General features: G+C 42.9%; 20 protein-coding genes. 15 read left to right on the top strand and 5 right to left on the bottom strand.

The features are described 5' to 3' along the window. Nucleotides 1–51: 51 nt before the first annotated feature. Nucleotides 52–900, top strand: a complete 849-nt coding sequence (locus AAEM60_RS17025) for an alpha/beta hydrolase (protein ID WP_341356708.1) — start codon at nt 52–54, stop codon at nt 898–900. Nucleotides 901–916: 16 nt separating this feature from the next. Continuing rightward, a complete protein-coding gene (locus AAEM60_RS17020) occupies nt 917–1,780 on the top strand; it encodes a phosphotransferase (RefSeq protein ID WP_299738997.1) in 864 nt (287 codons plus the stop codon). Nucleotides 1,781–1,900: 120 nt separating this feature from the next. Here the strand turns inward: AAEM60_RS17020 and AAEM60_RS17015 are convergent, their stop codons facing one another. Both AAEM60_RS17015 and AAEM60_RS17010 read right to left on the bottom strand, forming a co-directional pair. Then, nucleotides 1,901–2,917, bottom strand: a complete 1,017-nt coding sequence (locus AAEM60_RS17015) for a DUF4179 domain-containing protein (protein ID WP_299738996.1) — start codon at nt 2,915–2,917, stop codon at nt 1,901–1,903. Continuing rightward, the gene (locus AAEM60_RS17010) at nt 2,914–3,477 is read right to left on the bottom strand and encodes a sigma-70 family RNA polymerase sigma factor (protein WP_341356707.1); all 564 of its coding nucleotides are present in this window, start codon (nt 3,475–3,477) and stop codon (nt 2,914–2,916) included. Before AAEM60_RS17010 ends, AAEM60_RS17015 begins: the two co-directional genes overlap by 4 nt. A 302-nt stretch (nt 3,478–3,779) precedes the next feature. Here AAEM60_RS17010 and AAEM60_RS17005 point away from each other — a divergent pair, with 302 nt between their 5' ends. Beyond that, the gene (locus AAEM60_RS17005; RefSeq protein ID WP_299738994.1) at nt 3,780–4,568 is read left to right on the top strand and encodes a hypothetical protein; all 789 of its coding nucleotides are present in this window, start codon (nt 3,780–3,782) and stop codon (nt 4,566–4,568) included. 2 nt (nt 4,569–4,570) lie between these two features. After that, complete coding sequence (locus AAEM60_RS17000; RefSeq protein WP_299739660.1) at nt 4,571–5,032, top strand: hypothetical protein; 462 nt, start codon at nt 4,571–4,573, stop codon at nt 5,030–5,032. A 424-nt stretch (nt 5,033–5,456) separates the two neighbouring features. On the opposite strand, the gene ytrI is transcribed toward AAEM60_RS17000, so the two are convergent. Together ytrI and AAEM60_RS16990 are read right to left on the bottom strand one after the other, a co-directional pair. After that, a complete protein-coding gene (gene ytrI / locus AAEM60_RS16995; RefSeq protein ID WP_299738993.1) occupies nt 5,457–5,960 on the bottom strand; it encodes a sporulation membrane protein YtrI in 504 nt (167 codons plus the stop codon). After that, the gene (locus AAEM60_RS16990) at nt 5,957–6,292 is read right to left on the bottom strand and encodes a YtrH family sporulation protein (protein WP_044339284.1); all 336 of its coding nucleotides are present in this window, start codon (nt 6,290–6,292) and stop codon (nt 5,957–5,959) included. The genes ytrI and AAEM60_RS16990 overlap by 4 nt, the downstream gene beginning before the upstream one ends. A gap of 137 nt (nt 6,293–6,429) precedes the next feature. On the opposite strand from AAEM60_RS16990, the gene dnaE reads away from it, so the two are divergent. The 8 genes from dnaE (at nt 6,430) to AAEM60_RS16950 (ending at nt 17,679) form a co-directional block, all read left to right on the top strand. Further along, nucleotides 6,430–9,786, top strand: a complete 3,357-nt coding sequence (gene dnaE / locus AAEM60_RS16985; RefSeq protein WP_341356706.1) for a DNA polymerase III subunit alpha — start codon at nt 6,430–6,432, stop codon at nt 9,784–9,786. A 161-nt stretch (nt 9,787–9,947) separates the two neighbouring features. Continuing rightward, complete coding sequence (locus tag AAEM60_RS16980; protein WP_299738991.1) at nt 9,948–11,186, top strand: malic enzyme-like NAD(P)-binding protein; 1,239 nt, start codon at nt 9,948–9,950, stop codon at nt 11,184–11,186. Then, a complete protein-coding gene (locus tag AAEM60_RS16975) occupies nt 11,183–11,842 on the top strand; it encodes a GntR family transcriptional regulator (protein ID WP_299738990.1) in 660 nt (219 codons plus the stop codon). Before AAEM60_RS16980 ends, AAEM60_RS16975 begins: the two co-directional genes overlap by 4 nt. Before the next feature lie 165 nt (nt 11,843–12,007). Then, nucleotides 12,008–12,877, top strand: coding sequence for an acetyl-CoA carboxylase, carboxyltransferase subunit beta (gene accD, locus AAEM60_RS16970; protein ID WP_113969601.1), 870 nt, complete (start codon nt 12,008–12,010; stop codon nt 12,875–12,877). Continuing rightward, nucleotides 12,871–13,851, top strand: a complete 981-nt coding sequence (gene accA / locus AAEM60_RS16965) for an acetyl-CoA carboxylase carboxyl transferase subunit alpha (RefSeq protein ID WP_299738989.1) — start codon at nt 12,871–12,873, stop codon at nt 13,849–13,851. Before accD ends, accA begins: the two co-directional genes overlap by 7 nt. A 342-nt stretch (nt 13,852–14,193) precedes the next feature. Further along, on the top strand, nt 14,194–15,153 hold the full coding sequence (pfkA, locus tag AAEM60_RS16960) for a 6-phosphofructokinase (RefSeq protein ID WP_299738988.1): 960 nt from the start codon (nt 14,194–14,196) through the stop codon (nt 15,151–15,153). A 30-nt stretch (nt 15,154–15,183) separates the two neighbouring features. Continuing rightward, a complete protein-coding gene (pyk, locus tag AAEM60_RS16955) occupies nt 15,184–16,944 on the top strand; it encodes a pyruvate kinase (protein ID WP_299738987.1) in 1,761 nt (586 codons plus the stop codon). Between the two features lie 348 nt (nt 16,945–17,292). Then, nucleotides 17,293–17,679, top strand: coding sequence for an FxsA family protein (locus AAEM60_RS16950; RefSeq protein ID WP_044339278.1), 387 nt, complete (start codon nt 17,293–17,295; stop codon nt 17,677–17,679). 34 nt (nt 17,680–17,713) lie between these two features. On the opposite strand, the gene ytvI is transcribed toward AAEM60_RS16950, so the two are convergent. Beyond that, nucleotides 17,714–18,820 carry a sporulation integral membrane protein YtvI gene (ytvI, locus tag AAEM60_RS16945; protein ID WP_299738986.1) on the bottom strand — a complete coding sequence of 369 codons (1,107 nt, stop codon included), beginning with the start codon at nt 18,818–18,820 and terminating at the stop codon, nt 17,714–17,716. Nucleotides 18,821–18,977: 157 nt separating this feature from the next. On the opposite strand from ytvI, the gene AAEM60_RS16940 reads away from it, so the two are divergent. From AAEM60_RS16940 to icd, 3 genes are all read left to right on the top strand, one after another. After that, complete coding sequence (locus AAEM60_RS16940) at nt 18,978–19,436, top strand: DUF441 domain-containing protein (protein ID WP_299738985.1); 459 nt, start codon at nt 18,978–18,980, stop codon at nt 19,434–19,436. Nucleotides 19,437–19,925: 489 nt separating this feature from the next. After that, the gene (gene citZ, locus AAEM60_RS16935) at nt 19,926–21,044 is read left to right on the top strand and encodes a citrate synthase (RefSeq protein ID WP_299738984.1); all 1,119 of its coding nucleotides are present in this window, start codon (nt 19,926–19,928) and stop codon (nt 21,042–21,044) included. Nucleotides 21,045–21,167: 123 nt separating this feature from the next. Further along, on the top strand, nt 21,168–22,439 hold the full coding sequence (gene icd, locus AAEM60_RS16930; RefSeq protein WP_341356705.1) for an NADP-dependent isocitrate dehydrogenase: 1,272 nt from the start codon (nt 21,168–21,170) through the stop codon (nt 22,437–22,439). Nucleotides 22,440–22,513 lie beyond the last annotated feature (74 nt).

Raw genomic sequence — 22,513 nt, 5'->3', positions numbered from 1 at the left:
GTCCCGGATCAGGTGAGACCTTTTTAAAAGTATAAAAAGAGGGGTGTAGAGATGAAAAAATGGGAAAGAAAATTACTGCATACAACTCGTGGAGTATTTGAAGTTTTTATCAAAGGACAGGGAGATCCCCTATGTGTCACACACCATTATTCTGAGTTCAATCATACTGGAGACTATTTTGCAGAGGCGTTCACAGGAACCAACCAGGTCTTCTTGATCAACTTGCGGGAAGCAGGGGGCTCTGACAAAGCAACTGAATCATATCAGCTGAGTATGCTGGAAACCATATTTGATCTGGAATCGGTACGGGAAGAGTTAGGGTTTCGTCAGTGGGGATTTGCCGGTCATTCTACTGGAGGGATGTTGGGCGTCCTCTACGGAATTCACTTCTCAAAAAATCTGGATTTCACTGTGATTGTCGGGGCGGCTGCGAGAGAGTATATGACCTTTTCGGAAGACTGCATCTACAACAAAGCACACCCTGATTTTGACAGGATGCAGGAGTTGATTGAAACACTGAAGCAACCGAATTTACCACTTGAAAAAAGAAAAGAGCTTTCAGTGGAAAGGACGAAATTGTCATTATATAAACCTGAAAAATATAGTGAACTTTTTTCGCTTGATATTCATAAAGGGATGTCTGCCGCAAGAATGAACTTTTTTATTCGTGAACTACAAGTGTATGATATCACAAGAAAACTGGAGTTTATTTCAGTCCCCACGTTAGTCATGTGTGGGAGATATGATGTCCAATGTCCATTAAAGTACTCGATTGAAATGGCTGAAGGTATACCGGATTCCAGATTGATCATCTTTGAGAAGAGTAACCACTACCCGTTTCTTGAAGAGGCAGAGCGGTTTGCAGAGGAGTATGAGTTGTTTTGGAAGAATAGGAAATAGAGGAGGCAGATATATAGTGCCCATCCATGAAAAGAGAATAAGAGAAGTCTACCCTGAGTTTGAGATTACTCACAGTGAAGTGAATGAAATCGGTCAGAATAATGATGTTCTCATTGTTAACCATTCCATCGTGTTCCGATTCCCCAAGTACATGGAAGGGATCAGGAAGTTGAAGAAAGAAACGGGCGTATTGGAAAGTATAAAGGGAAACCTCTCATTGCCGGTCCCATACCCCCTTTACCAATCCATGGAGCCCGCAGAAGTGGGGAAAGTGTTTACCGGATACAGGTTGATTGAGGGTGATCCTTTATGGCCAGGGGTTTTTAAAGAGTATGAAGAACATAGTCTTAAAATCGCTTCCCAATTGGTGAAATTTTTGACTGAATTGCACTCCCGGCCTGTCGAAGATTTAGAGGTTGAAAAGAACAGCATCGATGATATTCGGAGCTCGATTGAAGATTTATACGAAAGATTCAGAGAGAAACTCTTTCCCCATATGAATGTGAAAGCTAAGCTGGAAGTCAGCCGGCACTTCGATTCGTTCTTATCCAAAAATGAACTTCTGGATTTCAAACCGGTCCTCACACATGGAGACTTTGGTGCATCGAATATTCTCTGGAATAGGGAAAGAAATGAAGTATCCGGAATCATCGATTTTGGTGAATCGGAAGTGGGCGATCCCGCTTATGACTTTGCAGGACTATTATCCAGTTACGGCGAACCTTTCGTCAGAAGGTGCCTGGAGATGTATCAGAATGGGGACCGGATTTTTGCCAGAATGAACTTTTACCGGGGTACATTTGCATTGCAGGAAGCACTCCATGGAGTTGAGAATGACGACCCGGAAGCATTTGAGAGTGGGATGAAGGGATACAGGTAACGCTTATGGATGAAATAGTATCAAGATTGATTCAATCCGATATCGGGACGCTGTAATCCTTTGAAAATAAATAGATCCCCTATTAAAGTCCTTCAACTTCGATAGGGGAAGAAGAAATTATTATTCTAAATCAATGATAATGGGTTCGAGTTCCATTTCAGTATGATCTTTCCCGGACCCCAGACTGGCAATTTCCACGGGTTTGATGATGAGTTTAGTTGCACCTTCTTGAATGGTACTGAATGTTGTTGTGCCTTCCAATGTTTTGCCATTATCCGCTGAAAAGCCTCCGCCCCCCGTTCCATCCAGGTAGACATGGCCCAGGTCGTCCGTCACTTTGAATACCGGTGAAACTTCCGGCCACTCCAGGAGAAGTGTGTCTGTGACCACCTGTTCATAGGCGATCACTGTTGAAACATCGGTAAGCTCAACTGATTTTAATGTAAAGTGAATATCGTTCGTTTTAACGGTTTCGTTTACGAGCCTGACGTCTCCTACCAGTCGTTTTAAGGAAAAGGCGAATGACCATTCTCCATGGACCTTTACATCATTCGACGTGCTGTAAAGCGTCTGTGGTTCCCATGTGATATCCACCTTTTCCGGAAAGTCCCCGCCTTTAAAGCTCGGCGTGATGGTAGACAAACCGACATAGCGATTAGGGCCGATCTTCGTGATTTCACTACTCCCGCCGCTTCCATTCGAACCTGCGATGTCGAACCAATGTGCCCCGCTGTTCATGCCTTCCCCGAAGTCTTTATCCGTTTCAATCGCATAGGAGACCGTTATATTCGTTCCGTCATACACGGCATTATCGATCATGACGGTCACCCCGTTGCTCATCTCAGCCAGACCGATATCCGTCGAGAACTCGTCGAATTCTTTGCCTGCCTCGTCATTACTGAAATACTGTATGACATCATCCATGAAGGGAACCTGCGATGCCAAGGAAGGGTAGGCATAACCCGCAGCAGTGGAGATTCCGATCAGCATAACGGATGCCACAGCGATATTCCTCCATGCGTGCTTATTTTCGAGCTTCTTCAGTACATGCTGTTTCACGCGCTTTTTTTCCAACTCTGTCACTTCTTCAAGTTCAAGTGACTCTATATCTAAATCCATCCATTCCTTCATGCTCATACCAGCCGCTCCTTTAATTTCACATTCGACGCTAACTTTTTCTTTCCGCGGTATAAACGGTTATCCACTGCCGCTTTCGAAAGGTTTAATTGATCTGCAATTTCCTTGTTCGTTAAATCTAAATAATAGTTCATCATGAAAATATCCCGGTCCAGGTCCTCAAGCTGGCTGATCGCCGCTAATAATTCATTTTTTTCTTCCCGCTGCAATACGGAGGTATCGGTTTCGAGAGAACTTCCTTTTTGAAGTAGGGATTCGTCCGTTTGTTCACGTGCGTTGCGCTTCTCTGCCTGCCGGTATCGGTCGATTGCTTTATACTTTGTGATCATCCCAATCCATTTTTTGAAGTCCTCAGGTTCTCCTTTAAACTGATGGGCATTTTGCCAGACGGTCAGGAACACATCGTTGATACATTCATCGATATCAAGTCGATTTCTGTTGTGCAAAATCTTTTTGGCAATGGTTTTCGCGAGTGGCATGTAAGCATCGATAATGTACTCCAATGCATCCTCTTTTTTCTTTTTTAACCTGATGATGAAATTGGTCGGTGAACTTTTCATTTACTTCGCTCCTTATATGGTTGAAAGGCCTTTACATGATGTACAACGAATGGATGTTGGAGTTATTCTCATGTTTTTTATTGAATGATTGGATTTTTCACTATGAGTGCAGCCCTAATAAGAATTAATTTAAATGTAAAAAGGGGATTTCACTATCATCAGTATATATGTATTTATTGCGATTGAGCTCGTCTTGAAAGGTATGTTTTTTTCGAATCCAGTATTTAAGGAAACAGTTATCATAAATATTCAAAAGTATGGAAAAATAAAGGTATTATTTAATTTTTGGGGATGGGCTCTTATTGGATAACTATACGAACGATAACACTGCAAGGAGATATACCGCTCATGTCAGTATACTTGGAACAACCCAAATCCATTTAAGGAATCCGTACATCATTGCATGGTGGTCAGTGTCTTTTCCCGGGTTTGGCCATTTATTACTTTCTAAGTATATAAGAGGATACCTTTTGTTAACTTGGGAAGTCGTGATAAACCTGAAAGCACATGTCAATCTGGCCATGATTTATTCTTTCCAGGGGAACGTACCTATGGCAAAAGAAGTATTGGATACCCGCTGGCTCTTGATTTATATTCCAGTCTACATCTTTGCGATCTGGGATAGTTACCGCACGACCGTGGATTTGAATAACGTTTATATTCTCTCTGAACGTGAGGATCACAAAATAAACACCTTTAGTATCGCGGCATTGGAAATGAATTATTTGGATAAAAGAACCCCCTTCTTAGCAGCATTATGGTCTTTATTTATGCCTGGGTTGGGGCAGCTTTACATTCATCGGATCGTGACAGCACTTGTCGTAATCGTTTGGAGTGTTGTGTTCTTTTACTACTCTCACATGTTGGAAGGAGTATCCTTGCTTTTTATTGGGGAAATCGAAAGAGCTACTGAGGTATTGAATCCTGAGTGGTTGCTGATGTTTCCCTCCCTATATGGGTTTGCTATAGTCGATGCCTATATGAACACAGTCGAAAATAATAAACTTTATCAGAAAGAACAGAGGCGTTTTTTAAAAGAACATTATCAAAAAAGAACATTTCACATTCTGAAAGGAAAAAAACGTATATGACCATGCAATTGTTTTCAACTTTCGAAAATCATATCTTTTTAGAAATTGCTATCGCAAACTTAGAGAAAATAGGGATAAAAAAGGAAGATATATATGCAGTCCCACTTGATAATCGGAAAGAAAGCAGGAAACTATTTGATACGTTGCACCGGTCCGACGGATTATCCCTTATTGATATTGCGATGCCTCTGGCCACAGCATCTGCTGTCGTTACGGCTAGCATCGGTTTTGAACTGAAGTGGGGTCCCATCTATTGGGGGTTAATAGGTGCAATTGGAGGGTTTGTGGTTGGACTGGTGATCCGGTTGTTCCTTGTCTCTTTCAAAAATCGGGGAAAGCATAGATTAAAGGGGAAGCAATCTGAAGTCATTCTCATTGTGGAGTGTGACGAAACAAAATCTCAGATTGTAGAGAAAATCCTTTGGGAGCATCTTGCTTTAGGACTAGCGAAAGTCATAAAGTAAAAGTCTATCTTTCAATTTTTTCAACTAAAGGCCAGGTGATCCCCATGAATCGAGCCTGTCTTTGTTATAGGCACCAAGCGTTTTGATCATTTTATTGGAAGATACAGAGGGGGGAGAGGAACGCGAGGTGAATTTGGCTAATCTTGGAAATTGGCGCAATTAACACTGAAAATGATGCAATCAAGCCCTCTTTTGACGCAATTCCTAAAATAACGACGCAATAAATTGAATTTTGACGCAATCACAGCCTCAAATGACGCAATCAAGTAAAAAGGGAGATAGAAAATACCACCAAATGCGTATCGAATAGGGATACCGACAAGCAAATGACCGCTCTAGATGCCGGTTTCACTATTAAAGTGCACGAATTCAACAAAAAAGAACCTGTCATCCATCCGACAGGTTCACAACAAAACTAAGCTCATCACTCCTCATACCTCAACTCCAACGTAATCTGTGTAGTCGTATAAAAGTACATCTCCCGCACTTTCAAATTAAAGGACTTGTCATTCAATTTAACGGTTTTATTTTCAATGATCTTCTTGATGAGTTCCTTATTCCCGTACACCGTTTCTAAGTCTTTGGTCAAAAGGCTCCGCAAATCCTCGCTCAACCGGTCCTCTGTTTCGTGTATACTGAGTAATTCCACTTTTGTTTTCGTATTGTTGATGATCTTTACTTTGACTTCCTGGATGGTGAGTTCGTCTTCGTTTTCGTTGTTTAATTGTTTGTATTCTTCTTGAAGGTAGGAGAGGGTGTTTTTCAGTTTGCTAATGTCATGTTTTTGTTCTTCTATCTTCTGCGCTTGCTTCTCATGCATGGTTCCGAACATGAATAAGAAGATCATCCAGCTGATGATTCCGCCTACAACCATTCCTGCAAAGAATCGCTGCCAGGAAGGAAGCCGGTAAAAGGGTGGGATTCTCATGACGGCATATGCTCCTGTGTGAGCCATGAAATGATCATGGCAGCGGTGTTAGCTCCTCCTAAAGCGGAAAGAATCAATAGGAATTGTTTGAAGAGTTCTTTCGTTTCTCCATTCAGAAAGCCTTTTTCAAAGCTGTAAACCGTATCGAAAGTGCCGCCGATCGCCGCGATGATGGCCCAGATGCGCAGGAAATCGGAAAGTCGTCTCATTTCAATGAATAAAGGCTGCCCCATGGCGAAGGAGGCCAGCCCGCCAAGAAGGGAGCCCCCCAGCAGTACCCCCATAGCAATAAAGAAGCTTTTGAATAATTCCGGAAAGAAAGCTTCTGCCATTTCATCATCTCCATCTATTACGTGTCTTTACGATAACTATATGGGATTAGGGGACAAGATATGAGGGAGAACATATTTTCTTTTTTGCGGTTTCTTACCTATAATAAAGGTATATTGAGAAAAAGGTTGTGCATAACATGTCATTTGTTCATTTACAGGTAGCGAGTGCCTATAGTCTCTTGTCTAGCACGATTTCGATAAATGGACTAGTACATAAAGCGAAGAATTCAGGGTTTAAAGCACTGGCTTTAACCGATAAAAATATGATGTATGCCGCCATCCCTTTTTATAAGGCGTGTTTAAAAGAAAATATAAAACCGATCATCGGGTTGACCGCTGATATTTTAACAGAAGACGAAGAAAGGTCCTATCCGCTTGTTCTCCTCGTGAAAAATCAGACGGGCTATCAAAATCTGTTAAAGATTTCGAGTGCGATCGGGGCCAAGTCCAAAAATGGGATTCCGTTGAAGTGGCTCGGATCCTATAGTGAGGGATTAATCGTGATCACTCCAGGAATGAAAGGGGAGATTGAAACCCTTTTGCTGGAAAATGAAACAGAACAAGCGATAAAGTGCATTCAAACGTTCCAAAGCATGTTCGGTAAACATTCATTTTATTTGAGCCTTCAAAAGCATGGCATCCCGGCTGAAGAAGAACTCATCCCCTTATTAAAGAAGGCGGCAGACGAAACGGGTGCCGGAATCGTCGCTACCAATGATGTTCAATATCTTGACCAGGAGGATCATTTTGCCCATGAGTGCATGAGTGCGATCCGGGACGGAGTGAAGCTTTCTGAAGATGACCGGGACGTGTTGGGTTCACAGGAGTATTACTTCAAGTCCAAAGAGCAGATGGTGGATTTGTTTTCTGATCATGTCACGGAACTCGAAAACACGATGAAAATTGCCGATCAGTGCCACCTGACAATCCCTTTCCATCAACAGCTCCTGCCGAAATATCCCCTGCCTGAGGGAGTGTCCGCCCTTCAGGAATTGACCCATCTTTGTGAAAAGGGGTTGAGTGAGAGGGTAGAAACGGTTTCGGATGAGTACATAGAACGATTGGATTATGAGCTTGAAGTCATCGGCAGGATGGGATTCAGCGATTACTTCCTGATTGTTTGGGATTTTATGAAGTTTGCGAAGGAAAGAAAGATCCTGACGGGACCTGGAAGGGGATCGGCAGCGGGTTCCTTGGTATCGTACGCATTGAGGATTACAGATGTGGACCCGATCGAGCATCATTTGCTGTTTGAACGATTTTTGAATCCTGATCGGGTGTCGATGCCGGATATTGATATCGATTTTCCCGATCACCGGCGGGACGAGGTGATCGAGTATGTGGAAGGGAAGTATGGGAGCCTTCATGTTGCTCAGATCATTACGTTCGGGACCTTTGCTGCAAAGGCGGCCATGCGTGATACAGGTCGTGTATTCGGCTTGAATATGAAGGAGCAGGAGCAAGTATCCAAGCTTGTTCCCAATCAGTTGGGGATCACGCTTAAGGAAGCCTATGAAAAGTCTAAGGGATTCCGGGAATTTGTGACAAGCTCTGATCATTACAAGAAGTTATTCGAGACGGCATGTAAACTCGAAGGACTTCCGAGACACACGTCCACCCATGCTGCGGGAGTCGTGATGAGTGAAGCCCCGCTAGTGCAGTGGGTACCCATTCAGGGCAGTGCATCCGGTATTCACTTGACTCAGTTTTCTATGGACATACTGGAAGAAATCGGATTGTTAAAAATGGATTTTCTGGGACTCCGTAATCTAAGTATTTTAGAGAGAATTGTGAAGAACGTCCAAATGGGAACAAATAAATCCTTCTCACTGGACTCGATTCCCATGGATGATCCAAAAACCTTTGAATTGCTGAGTAAAGGACAGACCAATGGAATTTTCCAGCTTGAATCAGAAGGAATGCGAAATGTATTAAAGAGATTGAAGCCTAATTCTTTTGAAGATATTGTGGCCGTTAACGCATTATACCGTCCAGGCCCGATGGAAAACATCCCGACGTATATCAAGCGGAAACATGGGGGCGAGAAAGTGGAATATCCTTTGCCTGACTTAAAGCCGATCCTTGAAATGACCTACGGCGTCATTGTATATCAGGAACAAATCATGCAAATTGCTTCGAAAATGGCCGGCTTCTCACTTGGAGAAGCAGATTTGCTCAGAAGAGCGGTTTCGAAGAAGAAAAAGGATGTCCTCAATCAGGAGCGGGAGCATTTTGTTTCCGGTTCGACTCGAAAAGGTTATACCGAAGAAGTGGCGCATACGATCTATGATCTTATTGTGAGATTCGCAGATTATGGATTCAACCGGTCGCATGCCGTCGCGTATAGTATGATCGCCTATCAACTGGCCTATCTAAAAGCGCATTATCCTGCTTTTTTCATCTCTTCCCTCTTAACATCTGTAGTGGGAAATGAGACGAAGGTGGCTCAATACATTAGGGAAGCAAAGCTTTATGACCTTGAGATTTTACCTCCTTCCATTAATACGAGTCAGTTTGTTTTTACTGTGGAAGGAAAGAATCGCATCCGTTATAGCCTGGGGGCAATTAAGGGAATAGGAGCGGCAGCTTTAAAGGAAATCATTCGTGCGAGAAAAGAAAAGCCATTTCAGGACCTGTTTGATTTTTGCATGAGGGTTTCTTCCAAAAGCATCAACCGTAAAATCCTCGAAAACCTGGTGTTGGCAGGGGCTTTCGATGAATTTGAAGTAGATCGGGCTATTCTCCTTGCGAGCCTGGATGTGGCGGCTCAACATGCTGAACTGGTGAACCCTGAAGATGATCCTGATTTGTTTCATGAAGAAGAGGCCTTCCTCTTGAAGCCTAAATACGTGGAAGTGGAGGCTATGACGATTGATACCATGCTTCAATTCGAGAAGCAGGTACTGGGGCTATACTTATCCAATCATCCCGTTTCTTCTCATCGTCCCCTGTTTGATCAGTGTGGACTGCAGCAGATAGCCGATCTTCAGAAAGGTTCGAAAATCACATTTGGCGGTTATATTATGGGAGTGAAATCCATCCGGACCAAAAAGGGAGAAGTGATGGCATTCCTTGAAATAGGTGATGAAAGTGGGGAAATCGAAGCAGTGGTGTTCCCAAATGTGTATCGCCATAACATGACGCTTCTGAAAGAAGGGAACATCCTCCTGTTTGGCGGTAACGTGGAAGATCGCAATGATAAGCTACAGTTCATTGTGAATCACCTCGAAACCATGCAAGAGGCAGAAAGGAAAGTGAAAGAAAGGGATCAGAAGCTATATTTGAAAATTGCCAGGGAGCAGGATGAAGAGGCGTGCATGCAGCACATCCACCAGACCATTAAACGGTTTAAAGGGAAGAACCCGGTGATCGTTTATTATGAACGTGAAAAAAAGAGCATTCAGCTTCCAGACAATTTACGCGTGATTCCGTCTGTAGAGGCAATACGTGAATTACATCAAATTCTTGGTAAAGCAAATGTGATATTGCAATAACATACTTTACTAATACCATTATTTATATTATTGTTTAATAGAAAAAGGTGGTCTGACCACCTCTGAACTTATCATTTTTATTATACATTTTACATTTAGAAGATTCGTCTAAGTACGGATCGATCCATAGCATGTAAAACAATCAGAAGGAGTGAGTCAATTTGTCATTACGTGAAGAAGCTCTGCATATGCATCGAGTGAATAAAGGGAAATTAGAATCAAAATCCAAGGTGGAAGTCCGAAATGCGGATGACCTGAGCCTGGCTTACTCCCCCGGGGTAGCCGAACCTTGTAAGGTTATTTATGACAAGCCTGAAACGGTTTACGATTATACGATGAAAGGGAATATGGTGGCCGTTGTTTCAGATGGCACAGCTGTTTTAGGGCTGGGAAATATCGGACCGGAAGCTGCCCTGCCTGTTATGGAAGGAAAAGCGGTTCTATTTAAGAGCTTTGCAGGGGTAGATGCGTTCCCAATCTGTTTGAACACAACGGATGTGGACAAGATTGTAGAAACGGTGAAACTTCTTGAGCCTACATTTGGCGGAGTGAATCTTGAAGACATTGCGGCTCCAAATTGCTTTGAAATCGAAGAACGTTTGAAAAAAGAGACGAATATTCCTGTGTTTCACGATGATCAGCATGGTACGGCAATTGTTACCGTAGCGGGCCTTGTGAACGCTCTTAAAATCGTCGGGAAGAAGATGTCTGAAATCAAAGTAGTGGCAAATGGAGCTGGAGCTGCCGGCATGGCGATCATTAAGCTTCTTTACCGCTATGGAGTGAGAGATATCATCATGTGTGATTCCAAAGGAGCGATTTACGAAGGCCGTCCTGAAGGAATGAACGCCATTAAGGACGAAGTGGCGAAGTTTACCAATAAGGATCACATCAAAGGCGGACTGACAGAAGTATTAAAAGATGCAGACGTATTTATCGGTGTATCTGTTGCAGGGGCATTAACGGAAGAAATGGTTGCTTCCATGAAGAAGGATCCAATCATCTTCGCCATGGCCAATCCTGTTCCGGAAATTATGCCGGCGCTTGCTAAAGCGGCTGGAGCTAAAGTGGTGGGAACCGGTCGATCCGATTTTCCTAACCAGGTGAATAATGTTCTGGCATTCCCGGGTATTTTCCGCGGGGCACTGGATGTCCGCGCCACTCATATCAATGAGAAAATGAAGCAGGCTGCGGTTGAGGCGATTGCGTCGTTAATCAGTGAAGATGAGTTGAATGAAGACTATGTCATTCCTGCACCGTTCGATAAGCGTGTAGCACCTGCCGTAGCGGCTGCGGTTGCAAAGACAGCCATGGAGACGGGAGTGGCCCGTCTGAAAGTGGATCCTGAAGAAATCCGTAAAAAAACGGAAGATTTAGCGGTTATCGGGAAGAGTGAATGATGACGGAAGTGAACTCTCTCCATACTCACGCTAAGGTATATATTGGAATTGTTCACCAACTACGAGAAATGATATCGAAGGATGGCCTTCAGCCAGGCGACAAAATCCCATCTGAAAGAGAACTGTCGGAACGGTTGAACGTTGGGCGTTCTTCAGTCAGGGAAGCATTACGAGCCCTGGAATTATTGGGATTGATTGAAACCAAAAGAGGCGAAGGAACCTTTTTAAGAGACTTTCGGGACCATCATCTGATCGATCTTCTGGGCATGTTCATCCTGCAGGATCATAAGGCTCAGGAAGATATACTCTACACGAAAATGATGATTGAGAAGGAAGCGCTGAAAGATCTGTTTATTGAAGAAAAGAAGATGGCAGCACTTCTGGAAACAGCTGCAAAAGCTGAAAGCCTGGATGATGTGTTCAGGGACATCGTGATGATGAGCGCCAATCATTTGGCTCAACGGATCTGGAATATCCTGAATGATTTTGAAACATTGATTTGTGGCGAAATCAAGATAACGGATCAAATGAGAGAAGAGATTACCCGAATGCTTCAAGGAATAGAAAGACAAGATAAAGAGACTGTGCAAGAGACGTATAAAAGGGTCAGGGAAATTGTCGATAAAGATGCGACAATTTCCAACATCTTTTTTTAAACCTTTCCATTAAACTGATAGTCAAGCAGTTTTATATCGTGCATTTACTACTAGAAACGAAAGCGGCAGCTGGTCCCTGGGAAATTGATTTTTTAGCATTTATTCTCTTCATTTTTTCCTTCAGAAGACGTACAAGCTACTGTAATTAGTTAAGGAGGTTTCACCTTGCTTAAGGAACTTTTTAATAAATCCAAAAAGAAAAAATATGCAACGATCCCTTCTGAAGCGGCTAAACATGACGTTCCGGAAGGCATCATGACCAAATGTCCTGATTGCAAAAAAATCATGTACACAAAAGAACTTCAAAAAAACTTAAAGGTGTGCATTCATTGCGGATACCATCATGGGATGAGCTCACCAGAGAGAGTCGATAGTTTTATAGATGAAGGTACGTTCAAAGAGCTTGACCATGACCTTACATCCGGTAATCCTTTGAACTTTCCTGATTATGAGGGGAAAGTGGAAAAGGACCGTAAAAAGACGGGTATGAATGAAGCCGTGTTAACCGGGTCCGGAAAGGTGAATGGAATCGAAGTCGTCACTGCCATCATGGATTCCCGTTTCAGAATGGGGAGTATGGGCTCTGTGGTAGGAGAGAAAATCACGAGAGCCATCGAAGAAGCCGACAAACGAAAAGTACCATTCATTATCTTCACGGCATCTGGAGGCGCGAGAATGCAGGAAGGTGTCCTTTCCTTGATGCAGATGGCCAAAACCAGTGTGGCCCTTAATCGATTGAGCGAGAATGGGGGACTCTTCATCTCCATCATGACGCACCCAACGACAGGCGGGGTATCCGCAAGTTTTGCTTCCGTTGGGGACTATAACTTTGCTGAGCCCGGAGCCCTTATCGGCTTCGCAGGCAGAAGGATCATTGAGCAAACCATCAGGGAAGACTTGCCGGAAGACTTCCAAACATCCGAATTTTTATTGAAGCATGGTCAACTTGACGGAGTCATCTCGAGACTCGAGTTAAAAGAGAAAATCGGGACAGTACTTGATATACATCAGTGGGACGGTGATCTGCCATGGTAAATGAGATGGAATTTGAAAAGCCTGTAGTTGAGCTCAAGAAAAAAATAGCCGAGCTTAAGGAATTCACTCAGAATTCGGACGTGGACTTATCGAAAGAAATCGAAAAGCTCGAGTCGCGTCTGGGAAAACTTGAAAATGACATTTATGAAAATATGAAGCCGTGGGAAAGAGTGCAAGTTGCCCGTCATCCCAATCGCCCGACAACGCTTGATTATATCGGGTATCTCTTTACTGACTTCATCGAAATGCATGGAGACCGTCTGTATGGGGATGACGAAGCCATTGTTTCAGGCGTAGGGAAATTTCATGGGGTACCGGTTACCATCATCGGGCACCAAAGAGGGAAAGATACGAAAGAAAATATTCGCCGGAACTTTGGAATGCCTCATCCGGAAGGATATCGAAAGGCCTTACGCTTGATGAAGCAAGCGGACAAGTTCAATCGTCCGATCATCTGCTTTATTGATACAAAGGGTGCGTATCCCGGTAAAGCAGCAGAGGAAAGGGGTCAAAGTGAAGCCATTGCAAGAAATCTTGTGGAAATGGCGGGATTGACCGTTCCTGTCATCTGCATGGTCATTGGTGAAGGTGGTAGTGGAGGTGCCCTGGCACTGGGAGTCGGAAACCATATTCATATGCTTGAAAACTCCACTTACTCCGTTATATCACCTGAAGGGGCAGCGGCCATTCTGTGGAAGGATTCCACTCAAGCGAAACGAGCTGCTGAATCCATGAAGATCACTGCACCGGATTTAAAGGAGCTTGGGATCATTGATGAAATCGTCACGGAAGTTAAAGGCGGTGCTCATAAAGATGTCGAAGAGCAAGCACAATATATCAATGATGTATTGATAGCCTCCCTGAAAGAATTAATTCCCATGAAGAAAGAAGAATTGATTCAGCACCGATATGAGAAATTTAAAGCGATGGGTGAATATTCTGTTTTAAATGATTTAATTGGGGTAAAATCATAAGGAACGATGGACTGACAAATAGGAATAACCTTTTGTCAGTCTTTTTTCATTAATTTTCCTTTAAATCAAGATTTGTGACGATATTTTGAAGCTTTTAACAATTAAAACGCTTCCATTTTATAGATTATTTCGTCTTTTGCATTTCGTTAGCGTAACTTGTTGAGAACCTTGAATCTTCATGTTATTTTAGAAATAATCCATAGTCTATTGGTCCATAATAATGTAATGAATGAAACAGGATAGATTGTTCCGTTTTCCTTTTCTCAGATATATGTGAAACCATTAACAAGTTTGTACCATTCATTTACATAAAAAGGCATATTTCTTAATGAGGTGATCGTAGTGAAAAAGATTGGTGTATTAACAAGTGGTGGAGATTCACCAGGTATGAATGCAGCCGTTCGTGCGGTTGTACGTAAAGCCATTTTCCTTGATATAGAAGTGTACGGTATTTATCAAGGGTATAACGGATTGATTAACGGAAACATCAAGAAGCTTGAACTTGGTTCCGTTGGTGACATTATTCATCGTGGAGGTACGATGCTGTATACAGCTCGTTGCGAAGAATTCAAAACAAAAGAAGGTCAGCAAAAAGGCATACAACAATTAGAAAAGCATGGAATTGAAGGTCTTGTTGTCATTGGTGGAGATGGATCTTACCAAGGAGCAAAAGCTTTAACGGAATGGGGATATCCATGTGTCGGTGTACCGGGAACGATCGATAATGACATACCGGGAACTGAATATACAATCGGATTCGATACAGCCCTGAACACGGTCATCGATGCGATTGATAAGATTCGCGACACGGCAACCTCACATGAAAGAACCTTCATCATCGAAGTAATGGGTCGCAATGCGGGGGATCTTGCCCTGTGGTCCGGTCTTGCAGGCGGAGCAGAAACCATCCTGATCCCTGAAGAGAAATTCGATCTTGACGATGTAGTGACTCGTCTTAAAAAAGGTCAGGAGCGTGGGAAGAAGCACAGTGTGATCATTGTGGCAGAAGGTGTCATGTCGGCAAATGAATTTGCTAATCGTTTCACTGAAGCGACTGGAATGGATACCCGGGTCTCTGTATTGGGTCATATTCAGCGTGGGGGAACACCAACTGCATCAGACCGCGTGCTAGCAAGCCGTTTAGGTGCACGTGCAGTAGAGCTTTTGATTGATGGAAAAGGCGGAAGAGCAGTAGGAATTGAGAAAAATCAACTAGTTGATTACGATATTATTGAAGCACTTGCCAAGCCACATCAAATTGACTTGGATATGTACAGACTTTCCAAAGAGCTTTCAATCTAAATTGTTGTAAGATTTCAGGAGGTAAAGAAAATGAGAAAAACGAAAATAGTATGTACCATTGGTCCTGCAAGTGAGAGTGTAGAAAAGTTATCTCAATTAATCGAAGCCGGAATGAACGTTTCCCGCTTAAACTTTTCACACGGTGACCACGAAGAGCATGGGCAGAGAATCGTCAATATCCGTGAAGCAGCAGAAAAAGCCGGGAAAACAGTCGGGATCCTTCTCGATACAAAAGGTCCTGAAATCCGTACGAATAATATGGAAGATGGTGCAATCGAATTAACTCAAGGTTCAAACGTCATCGTTTCCATGAATGAAGTACTGGGAACAACTGAGAAATTCTCCGTTACATACGAAGGATTAATCGATGATGTTCATGTTGGTTCAAAAATTCTTTTAGACGATGGTCTGATCGGATTGGAAGTAACGGAAATCGATAAAGCGAATGGCGAGATTCATACGTATGTTGCCAACAGCGGTGTTTTAAAGAATAAAAAAGGTGTAAACGTACCGGGAGTTTCCGTAAACCTTCCAGGGATTACGGATAAAGATGCAAAGGATATCGTATTCGGTATTGGGCAGGGCGTTGACTTTATTGCGGCATCATTCGTTCGCCGTGCATCTGATGTACTTGAAATTCGTCAATTATTGGAAGAACACAACGCTTCTCACATTCAAATCATCCCTAAGATCGAGAATCAAGAGGGTGTAGATAATATCAATGAAATCCTCGAAGTATCAGACGGATTGATGGTGGCTCGTGGAGATCTTGGTGTGGAAATCCCTGCTGAAGAAGTACCATTGGTTCAGAAGATGTTGATCAAGAAATGTAACTCACTAGGTAAGCCTGTCATCACGGCAACTCAAATGCTTGATTCCATGCAGCGCAACCCTAGACCGACAAGAGCGGAAGCAAGTGACGTAGCCAATGCAATCTTCGATGGTACAGATGCGATCATGCTTTCTGGAGAAACTGCTGCAGGTACGTATCCTGTAGAAGCGGTCCAAACGATGCATAACATTGCTTCAAGAGCAGAAACGGCACTGGATTTCAATGAAATCCTATCGGCACGCAGTAAAGACAGTGAGCATAATATGACAGATGCCATCGGTCAATCTGTAGCTCACACGGCCCTTAACCTTGATGTAAATGCGATTGTTGCTCCAACGGAAAGTGGACATACAGCACGCATGATTTCTAAATACCGTCCTAAAGCCCCAATCGTAGCAGTAACGGGAACAGATTCCGTATCACGCCGATTGGCACTTGTCTGGGGTGTTTACCCTACTGTCGGACGTAAAGTGACGACTACGGACGAAATGCTTGATATGGCTGTAGAAGAAAGCGTCAATTCAGGCATGACGAAGCATGGAGATCGTATTATCATCACAGCAGGTGTTCCGATTGGTGAGTCAGGAACAACAAATCTGATGAAAATCCATGTGGTAGGCGATATCGTGGCAAAAGGCCAAGGAATCGGCCGTAGATCTGCTTACGGTAAAGCGGTTGTGGCAACTACTGCAGAAGAAGCCGTTAAGAACACTCAGCCGGGAAATGTTCTTGTTACGATCGGAACAGATAAAGAAATGATGCCGGCCCTGGAAAAATGCTCGGCTCTTATCGTAGAAGAGGGCGGTTTAACAAGCCATGCAGCAGTAGTAGGGATTAATCTAGGAATCCCTGTCGTTGTTGGTGTAGACAATGCCACTTCTCTATTCTCAAATGGCCAGGAAATTACAGTAGATGCCACTCGCGGTGTCATCTATAACGGTCATGCCAGCGTACTATAAGAAATGAATGAAAGCCGGAGTCTTATGTTGACTCCGGCTTTTTTTGGCTAAATAAGTAGGCTATCCTGACTGTGTTGACAGGTGTTCACAATTTGGCACAAGTTTTGTTGAAAGTGGCACAAGTTTAGCTCAAAGTGGCACAAGTTAGATGGAAAATGCCCCAGCAACCGGCGAAAATGCCACAACAAACGCCAATAATTCCGCAACAATCCCCAAACTATAATCTTTTTCACATCCAATGGCTTAAACATGCTGTCTTTCTCTAAGACAATCCTCACATAATACCTTGAAATTCTTAATATGTTATAATAGAAAGTAATAAGGATTAAATGTATGGAGGAATCCCTCATGAGATATATCTTGTTATTGTTAATTATCGTGCCCGCATTGGAAATTGGGTTGCTGGTTCTTTCCGGACAAGCGTTTGGCTTGATCCCGACTGTTTTACTGATCATTACAACAGGAATTTTGGGAGCTTATTTAGCAAAGAAGCAAGGAATGGAAACGCTACGGAAAGCGCAGCAGGATATGCAGTACGGTCAGCTACCGGGTGACGCGATCATAGATGGGTTATGCATCCTGGTTGGAGGGGTCGTTCTATTGACGCCTGGTTTTATTACCGATGCGATCGGATTCCTGCTATTACTTCCACCAACCCGTAAAATGTTTAAACCGTTCATTTATAAGCTATTCAAACGCTGGATTAATAATGGAAATGTGATTATTTACAGATAATAAAAAAAGCACTGCTCGGTAGCAGTGCTTTTTCCTATTTTACACCCATGATAAACTTCCACGTATCTTCAAAAACCCCGGCTCTTTTTAGAGTGGATAGAATGACTAATACAACAGGCCCAACGATTAAACCTAGAAACCCGATTAGCTTAAAGCCGACAAAGAGAGCAATCAGAGTGGCGAGAGGATCGAGTCCGATGCTTGATGACAGTACTTTCGGCTCCATGATTTGACGCTGAACCACGACAACCAGATAGAGAACGGATAAACCGATGCCTAATCCGACGTTTCCTGTAATAAATTCATATATGATCCAGGGAACGAAAACCGCTCCAGTCCCTAGATAGGGTAGAATATCAACGAGACCTGTGACGAGCGCAATGGTGATCGCGTAATCTACTCTCAGAATGATCAATCCGATTAAGACGATGATCGCCGTAATCGATATGAGGGTAAACTGAGCCCTGATAAATCCGAATAGCGCCCTTTTTAGATCAATAAATACTTTTCTGCCGCTGCTCATGGCTTTACCGGGAATGACTTTCTCTGCTTTAGCAGATAATGTATACCAGTCCTTACTAATAAAGAATGTCGCTAAGGCTGCAAAAATCAGTACGGATGCCGCATTTGGGATCCAAGAAATTAACTGAGGCAATTTGGTGAAAAAGTTTTGCAGGAAATCCCCTGCTGATGTGGCGATTTTCGTTCCGGCATTCTGGACATTCTCTAATATGGTGTCCTGTTGTCCGGCATCAAGGTTCTTGAATAAACCTGCCAGCTGGTTGTATAGTGGAATGACTTGGCCTACGACGATATCCTCGGCATATTTGACTAAGGTCTGCACATGCTTAGGGAGCTCTTCAGCTAAATAATTCGCACCGGAAACAATCTCAGCAATCAGTAAGGTGATAAGCCCAACAAAGATTGCAACAATCAATATGAGAGACAAAGCAACAGCCCATATCCTCGGAAGCCATCTTTCAAGCCAATTCACCAGAGGATTGATCAGCAGTGCGATGGCAATGGCGATGATAAACGGATAAGCAAGTTTCCATATGTAATAGAATGAAATCAATGAGAGTATAACGATAGCTAAAACGATCAAGAACCGAATCGTTCGATAAACATATTCTACATTCAACGGCTTCCCTCCTACCCGATCTTCTACTTCTATTTTAAAGGAGACAGGAAATGAAAGGAAGTTTAATTTAAAGAGGCTGCTCATTTTTATAGAGAATCCTAAAAGTTGATATGGTAGGATAATGATTGGATTTATGATAGGGAGGAAGAGTATTCATATGTCACAGCCATTCATGTTTTTACTGCTCTTACTGGGAATAGGCTTTATTGCCAAAAACCAATCCATTATTATAGCCGTAGCATTTTTAATCATTCTTAAGCTGGCAGGCCTCGATGAAAAGGTGTTTGCGACCATTCAGTCCAAGGGGATTAACTGGGGGGTCACCATTATTACGATTGCTGTATTGGCACCGATCGCTACAGGTGAAATCGGATTTAAAGATCTTTATGATTCATTAAAGTCACCCTATGCGTGGATTGCTCTTGCTTCCGGAATGGCGGTGGCCTTAATTGCGAAGAGTGGATTGACACTGTTGGAAGACGATCCCCATATTACGACAGCTCTTGTACTCGGAACCGTCCTGGCGGTGGCGTTCTTTAAGGCTGTAGCCGTCGGACCGTTGATTGGAGCAGGAATTGCATACCTCGCGATGAAATTATATGAGTTCTTTTTATAAGATCATCCGTGCCGGGTGAAGCGTACACTACCCGGCCTCAATTGCAGGAAATCGGATTAACTTCTTATGAGAAATAAACACTTAACTGAATAGCTATGAATTTGATTATACATTTTCTGCATCTATCCGTCCTTTTTATGCAGGCTTATAAATATCTTGAAATGCTTGTACTCTCTCACTTTATGACCTCCCGCTTACATGGTTTATTTTTCTAGAAAAATAATTTTTATAGAAATTAGTGCGTTTTCATTCACAAAAGTCAGATAATTGTTTATAATAGGAAATGTAAGCGCATCCCAAGCTCGATCAAGTAGAACTTTCACTACGGAAGAGCCGGGAATCATTTTTTGTATAGGGATTGAGCAAACGCTCAACGTCTTATTTATGTTCTTTTTAAACAAGCCTACTGACTTATTTCATAGTCTTGTAGGGTTTTATGCTCATATGAAAATGGGTAAAGAGAAATACTTAACAAAAGGAGAGGTTATTATGACAGCAACTCGCGGATTAGAAGGAGTTGTAGCAACGACATCGTCCATCAGTTCGATCATTGACGATACACTTACATATGTGGGCTACAACATCGATGATTTAGCAAACAATGCCAGCTTTGAAGAGGTTATTTACCTGTTATGGCATCTGAAACTGCCTACATCATCAGAACTTCAGGAATTTACAGAGCTGTTAGCAGCTAACGCTGAACTGCCTAAGGAAGTTATCGAGCATTTCAAGATGTACAACATCAAGGAAGTTCATCCTATGGCCGCTTTACGTTCTGCTGTATCTTTACTTGGATTATATGATGATAAAGCAGATGTAATGGACGAAAAGGAAAACTATTTAAAAGCTGTTCGACTACAAGCGAAGATCCCTACGATCGTAACGAGCTTTTCACGGATCCGCAACGGACAAGATCCGATTGCTCCTCGCAAAGATTTAGGATTCGCTGCTAATTTCCTATATATGCTAACAGGTAAAGATCCTGAGCCGGTTGAGATCGAGGCTTTCAATAAAGCACTTGTTCTTCATGCGGATCACGAGTTAAACGCTTCCACATTCACTGCACGTGTTTGTGTCGCTACTCTTTCTGATGTGTATTCAGGCGTCACTGCTGCCATCGGTGCTTTAAAAGGACCGTTGCACGGTGGAGCAAACGAGCAGGTAATGAAGATGCTTACTGAAATCGGTTCAGTTGATAAAGCAGAATCCTACATCCTGGACAAATTAGAGAAAAAAGAAAAAATCATGGGCTTCGGTCACCGTGTTTACCGTCAAGGAGACCCACGTGCCAAGCACCTTAAAGAAATGTCCAAAAAATTAACTGAATTAACTGGACAAAGTGAATACTACGAAATGTCCGTTAAGGTAGAAGATGTATTTACATCCAATAAAGGCTTACCGCCTAATGTTGATTTCTATTCGGCATCTGTTTATCACAGCTTAGGCATCGACCACGACTTATTTACGCCGATCTTCGCTGTAAGCCGTGTGTCCGGCTGGTTAGCTCATATTCTTGAGCAGTATTCAAACAACCGCCTGATCCGCCCTCGTGCTGATTATGTAGGGCCTGGCAAGCAGGAATATGTGCCTGTAGAACAAAGAGGTTAATCATCAATATTTACAAACAGTGAAAATATTGGTGTAATATTAAATAAGGGAGGGGACTGACTCTAAATGCATAAGGCACTTATGGGTCATCCCCTTTGATAATGAATAAATGGAGGTTACATAATGACACAAGGTGAAAAAATTACAAACCAGAACGGGCAGCTTAATGTGCCAAACAATCCAATCGTACCATTCATTGAAGGAGACGGAACGGGTCCTGATATTTGGGCGGCAGCTCAACGCGTTTTAGATGCTTCTGTTGAAAAAGCATATAAAGGTGAACGCAAAATCTCATGGAAAGAAGTATATGCCGGAGAAAAAGCATTCAACAAAACGGGTGAGTGGCTTCCAAACGATACACTTGAAGCAATCCGTGAGTATTTTATCGCCATCAAAGGTCCACTTACGACTCCTGTCGGCGGCGGAATCCGTTCATTGAACGTTGCACTTCGCCAGGAATTAGACCTGTTCACATGCCTTCGTCCAGTACGCTACTTCGAAGGTGTTCCTTCACCGGTTAAGCGCCCTGAAGACACTGACATGGTCATCTTCCGTGAAAACACAGAAGATATCTATGCAGGGATCGAGTACGCTAAAGGTTCTGACGAAGTGAAAAAGTTAATCAGCTTCCTTCAAGATGAAATGGGTGTTAACAAAATCCGTTTCCCTGAAACATCTGGTATCGGTATCAAGCCTGTTTCTGAAGAAGGAACAAGCCGTCTTGTACGTGCTGCGATCAATTACGCGATCACTGAAGGCCGTAAATCAGTAACGCTTGTTCACAAAGGGAACATCATGAAGTTCACTGAAGGAGCTTTTAAAAACTGGGGTTACGAGCTTGCTGAGAAAGAATTCGGCGATAAAGTATTCACTTGGGCTCAATATGACAAGATCAAGGAAGCTGACGGATTGGAAGCGGCTAACAAAGCTCAATCTGAAGCTGAAACAGCAGGTAAGATCATCGTGAAGGATTCAATCGCTGATATCTTCCTACAACAAATCCTTACTCGTCCAGCTGAGTTTGATGTTGTAGCAACAATGAACTTAAACGGCGATTACATCTCTGATGCACTTGCAGCTCAAGTTGGCGGTATCGGAATCGCGCCTGGTGCAAACATCAACTACGAATCAGGACATGCAATCTTTGAGGCGACTCATGGAACAGCTCCTAAATATGCAGGTATGGATAAAGTAAATCCATCTTCTGTTATCCTTTCAGGTGTCCTAATGCTTGAGCACCTTGGTTGGACAGAAGCTGCTAACCTGATCACAAAATCAATGGAAAAAACAATCGCTTCTAAAGTGGTAACATATGACTTCGCCCGTCTAATGGATGGAGCAACAGAAGTGAAATGTTCTGAGTTCGGTTCTGCTTTAATCGAGAACATGGAGTAATTTTAATTTGAAATTGGGTGGGGTGCTTCGTACTGGAGCACTCCTTCCTTTACATAATGACACGAATGGGAGGA

The sequence above is a fragment of the Rossellomorea sp. y25 genome (assembly GCF_038049935.1).
Classification (GTDB): Bacteria; Bacillota; Bacilli; order Bacillales; family Bacillaceae_B; genus Rossellomorea.
This window is presented reverse-complemented; position numbering and strand designations above follow the sequence as displayed.